Raw genomic sequence first — 5,222 nt, 5'->3', positions numbered from 1 at the left:
TTCCTGACCTGGTTGCGGTCCGTGGTGTACCAGAAGTCGGGCAGCGAAGCCTTCAGATAGCTTCCGTAGCGGGCCGTCGCCAGCCGCTGGTCCAGCACGGCCACCACGCCCCGGTCCCCCGACGCACGTACGAGACGGCCGGCTCCCTGCGCCATGAGCAGCGCCGCGTGGGTGGCGGCGACCGCCATGAAGCCGTTGCCGCCCGCGTCCTCCACGGCTTTCTGGCGGGCGCTCATCAGGGGGTCGTCCGGACGCGGGAACGGGATCTTGTCCATGACGACCAGCTGACAGCTCGGACCCGGGACATCGACGCCCTGCCAGAGCGACAGCGTGCCGAAGAGGCAGGTCCTGGGATCGGCCGCGAAATTCTTGATCAGCTCACCGAGCGTCTCCTCACCCTGCAGAAGGATCGGGAACTCGGGGATCCGGGAGCGCAGTTCCTCGGCGGCGAGCTGGGCGGCCCGCATCGAGGAGAACAACCCCAGCGTGCGGCCGCCCGCCGCCTGGATCAGCTCGGTGAGCTCGTCGAGCATGTCCGCGCGGTCACCGTCACGGGCCGGACGGGCCAGATGCCTGGCGACGTACAGGATGCCCTGCCTGGGGTAATCGAACGGCGAGCCGACGTCGACACCCTTCCACTGAGGAAGGTCATCGCCTTCGGTCCCTTCGGGACCCAGGCCCAGAGAGGCTCCCACGCCGTTGAAATCGCCGCCCAGCTTCAGTGTCGCGGACGTCAGGACGACGGAACGGTCGGCGAAGAGCTTTTCCCGCAGCAGGCCCGAGACGGACAGGGGGGCGACGCGCAGGGAGGCGCCGAACCGGTCGTGGCGCTCGTACCAGACGACGTCCCACTCGGAGCCGTTCGTGATCCGTTCCGCCACGTCGTGCACGCTCTCCACGGAGGCCAGCGCCTGTTTGCGGACCGCGTCCTCGTCCTGGACGGACTTGTCGCGGGTGTTACCGATCGCGGAGATCACGGTCCGGCAGGCGTCGCGCAGCGCCATGAGCGCGTAGCCGAGGTCCTCCGGGATGTCCTCCAGCCGGCCCGGAAGCGCCAGCTCCATCAGTCGTTCGAAGCCTTCGGCGGCGGTCTGGAGCTGGTCGGCGGCCTTTTCGTCGACGAGCTTCGCGGCGCGGCGCACCGCGCGGTTGACCTGGCCCGGGGTGAGCTCCCCGGTGGCGACTCCGGTGACCCGTGAGACCAGCTCATGGGCCTCGTCGACGATCAGCACCTCGTGCTGCGGGAGTACCGGCGCGCCCTCGATGGCGTCGATCGCGAGCAGGGCGTGGTTGGTGACGACCACCTCGGCCAGCTTGGCGCGCTCACGGGCCATCTCGGCGAAGCACTCCGCACCGTAGGCGCACTTCGTGGCGCCCAGGCACTCCCGCGACGACACCGACACCTGGGACCAGGCCCGGTCGGACACGCCGGGCGTGAGGTCGTCCCGGTCGCCGGTCTCCGTCTCGTCCGACCAGTCGCGCAGGCGCAGCAGGTCCTGGCCCAGCTTGCTGGTGGGCGCGGCCGCCTCGAACTGGTCGAAGAGGCCCTCCTCCTCGTCCTGCGGTACGCCCTCGTGGAGACGGTGCAGACACAGGTAGTTGGACCTGCCCTTGAGCATCGCGAACTCCGGGCGACGACGCAGCAGGGGATGCAGCGCCTCGACCGTGCGCGGCAGGTCACGCTCCACGAGCTGGCGCTGCAGGGCCAGGGTGGCCGTCGCCACGACGACCCTCTCCCCGTGCGCGAGCGCGGGCACCAGGTAACCCAGCGACTTTCCGGTACCGGTGCCGGCCTGGACCAGCAGGTGGGAGCCGTCGTCGATCGCCTCGGCGACGGCTTCGGCCATGGCCACCTGGCCGGGACGCTCCGTACCGCCGACGGCGGTGACGGCAGCATGCAGGAGTTCGGGGAGTGAGGGCTTCGTCATAGCGCGACCACCCTACGGCCCGGCACTGACATTCGGGCGATCACGGTGAGGACGGGGGGTGTGATCAAGACCAGGGCTCCTCGGATCGGGGCGGCGACGACCGGCCGCGGCCCGGCGTCGGCACGGGAACCCGCACCGGCGGGGACGGGCGTCGGTCGCACCCGCCCCGCGCGTGAGTGGTCCGTGGACCCGGACGTCCGTCGGGGAGGAGGCACAGGGGGCTCTCGTGCGCCGCGGCCACCCGTCACCCCGTCCGCTCGGTGCGGCCCGCGGGGTGATGGGGCTCGCGGGGCGGGTGGCGGTGCTGTTCCGCCCGGCGGTGGGCGAAGGGGGCGCGCGCCGCCGCCTGGAGCGCATCGGCAAGCCGGTCGAGCACCGCGCCCGCCTGTCCGTCGGTGGTCGTCAGGGGCGGGAACAGCCGTACGACGCTCGCGCAGGGGCCGCCGAGGTCGACGATCAGGCCGCGCCGCAGGCACTCCCGCTGCACGGCGACCGCGAGTTCGGGCGCGGCGGGGCGGGGCCGGTACCCCCGAGTGCCGTCCGGCGTCACCGTCGGCCCCGGACCAGTGATGCCGTGACCCTCGTCGTCCCCGCCCTCCGGATCCACCAGTTCGACCCCGATCATCAGCCCTCGTCCCCGCACCTCTCCCACACAGGCGAGCTCACCCGCCAGGGTCCGGAGCCGGTCCAGCATGCGGGCGCCCAGCGTGGCCGCGTGCTCGGCGAGGCCGTTCTCGCGGACGTGGCCGAGGGTCGCCGTGCCTGCGGCCATGGCGAGCTGGTTGCCGGGGAACGTGCCGGTGTGGGTGCCGGAGGCGCCGTTGTCGAGGTCGTCCCGGTGGACCACGACGGTCAGCGGCAGGCTTCCCCAGATGGCCGCGGACAGCACCATCGCATCGGGCGTGACCCCGCTGTGCTCGACTGCCCAGAAGGCACCGGTCCGTCCGACCCCCGTCAGGGTCTCGTCGGCGATCAGCGGGACGGACCGGTCGGCCGTCAGACGCCGTATGCGCCGCAGCCAGGCGTCCGGCGCCGGGAGCACCCCGCCGTCACCCTGCACGGGCTCGACGATCATCCCGGCGGGAAGCGGTACGCCCGAGGCGGGACTGTCGAGGACGGACTCGGTCCAGCGGGCGGCCAGTTCGGCTCCGCGCTCGCCTCCGATGCCGAAGGGGCAGCGGTAGTCCTGCGGATAGGGCAGCAGGGTGATCTGCGCACCGGAGGACGCGGAACGGGCCGCGTCCGGAGATCCGGCGGCCAGCGCGTGGTGGGCGCCGGTGAACGCGAGCACGCCGGCGCGGCCGGTCGCCGCGCGGACGAGTTGGAGGGCGGTCGCCACGGCGTCGGTGCCGGCCGGTCCGCAGAAACGCACGCGCGCGCGGTCGGCGAGTCCGGGGGGCAGTGTGCGGAACAGCTCGGTGATGAAGGCGTCCCTCACCGGGGTCGCCAGGCCGGAGACGTGAAGCGGTGCGCCCGAGTCGATGACCTTGCGGATCGCCTCGAGTACGACAGGGTGGTTGTGCCCGAGGGCGAGCGCTCCGGCGCCGGAGAGGCAGTCGAGATAACGGCGTCCGTCCGCGCCCTCGATGGTCATTCCGCGTGCTCTCACCGGGACGATCGGCAGGGCGGGGGCACAGGTACGGGCCGCGGACTCCCGCGCGGACTGGCGGCGCAGGATGCCCTCGTGCGCGGTGGTGGTCACCGTCACGGCCTGCGCGGCAGCGGGCCGGACACCCGGGCCTGCCGTTTTCCGCCCCCCGTGCGTGAATTCCCCCACCGTTCTCCGTCCTTCGCTGTGCTCCCGCCGGCCGCGGGCACGGGGACGCCACGCAGGCGGTGGGCCCCACCGCTACCAACCCCGGACCGCTCACCGGGTTACGGGTTGCCTCAAGATCCCTGCCGTGACGGAACCGTTGCCGTTCCGTCGGTTGTCCCCCACAGCGAGCGCATAGTGTGTGGTGCCGTTCCCGAAGGCCGTGAAAGCACCTGTGAACTGCGCGTGGGTTCACGCGTGAACACGGCCGAAGCACCAAGTTCGTCCATTCCAGGGGGAGTCAGATCATGCGATCCATACGGCCGTCGTCCACCGCTCGCCGAGGGGGGAGGACACGGCGCGGAACCTCCCCCGTCCTGGCCGCCGTCGCGCTCGCCTCGGCGCTCGCGCTCACCGCCACCGCCTGTGAGTCGGGGAACGCCGACGCGGGTGCCGACACCTCCGCGACCGCCGCTGCCGACGACGGCAAGCTCAAGATCCCGGACGACATCAAGGACCGGCTCAAGGAGCACGGGATCGACATCGACAAGTGGAAGGACGGCGCCTGGAAGGACTGGAGCAAGGACGACTGGCTGCGCGAGGCCAACGAGTTCATCAACCCGATCATCGAGGACCTGTGGGACCCGGACCGCATGCGGGAGGCCGAGGAGCCGGACCAGGAGGTCGACGACAGCGACATCTCCGGTGACCAGGGCGTGACGGACCCGACGCCGGAACCGGTGCAGGCGCAGGCCGTCCCGCCGTCGTACCACGCCAACGCCCCCACCGCCGGCAAGGTCTTCTTCGACTCCCCCGAGGGCACGATGGTCTGCTCCGCGACGGTGGTGCAGGACCCGGCCAACCCCGGCAAGTCCAACATGGTCTGGACGGCCGGCCACTGCGTGCACGCCGGCAAGAAGGGCGGCTGGTACCGCAACATCGCCTTCGTGCCGTCGTACAACGACGCGGGCAAGTCGGCCGAGGAGCTCGAGAGCGCCACCAAGGAGGAGGTCGCTCCGTACGGCGTCTGGTGGGGCGACTGGGCGCAGACCTCGGACCAGTGGATCGAGCAGGGCGGTTCGACGGGCGGTGACGGCGCCGCGTACGACTTCGCCGTCATCCACGTGACGCCGGAGAAGGGCAGCGGCGGCAAGTCGCTGGAGGAGACGGTCGGTTCGGCACTGCCGGTGGACTTCGAGGCCCCGGCCGTGCCACAGGTGAAGGATGTGACGGCGATCGGCTACCCGGCCGCTCCGCCGTACGACGGTCAGGCGCTGTACCGCTGCCAGGACCGCCCGGGCCGGCTGTCCCTCGACGCGTCCGACCCGACGATGTACCGCATCGGGTGCAGCATGACCGCCGGCTCGTCCGGCGGCGGCTGGGTCGCGGCGGGTTCGGACGGCAAGCCGGCGCTGGTGTCCAACACCTCGATCGGCCCGGTGACGTCGGGCTGGCTGGCCGGTCCGCGGCTGGGTGACGAGGCCAAGGGCGTGTACGACGCGGTCAGCGAGAAGTTCGCCGGCCAGTGACCGCTCCGTCCC

Annotated in this window: 3 protein-coding genes; 1 reads left to right on the top strand and 2 read right to left on the bottom strand. The window is 71.9% G+C overall.

The features are described 5' to 3' along the window. Both RIM90_RS30390 and RIM90_RS30385 read right to left on the bottom strand, forming a co-directional pair. Positions 1 to 1,928, bottom strand: a 1,928-nt coding sequence (locus tag RIM90_RS30390) for an ATP-dependent DNA helicase (RefSeq protein WP_309063957.1), incomplete at its 3' end; no start/stop codon positions are given. 244 nt (positions 1,929 to 2,172) lie between these two features. After that, the gene (locus RIM90_RS30385) at positions 2,173 to 3,636 is read right to left on the bottom strand and encodes an aminotransferase class III-fold pyridoxal phosphate-dependent enzyme (RefSeq protein WP_309063956.1); all 1,464 of its coding nucleotides are present in this window, start codon (positions 3,634 to 3,636) and stop codon (positions 2,173 to 2,175) included. Positions 3,637 to 3,989: 353 nt separating this feature from the next. Between RIM90_RS30385 and RIM90_RS30380 the strand changes: the two genes are divergently transcribed. Then, a complete protein-coding gene (locus RIM90_RS30380; protein WP_309063955.1) occupies positions 3,990 to 5,210 on the top strand; it encodes a hypothetical protein in 1,221 nt (406 codons plus the stop codon). The last annotated feature ends 12 nt before the right edge of the window (positions 5,211 to 5,222 follow it).

This window comes from Streptomyces sp. (assembly GCF_031181555.1).
Classification (GTDB): domain Bacteria; phylum Actinomycetota; class Actinomycetes; order Streptomycetales; family Streptomycetaceae; genus Streptomyces; species Streptomyces fimbriatus.
Note: the sequence above shows the minus strand (reverse complement) of the source record. Positions and strands in the feature narration are given on the sequence as shown.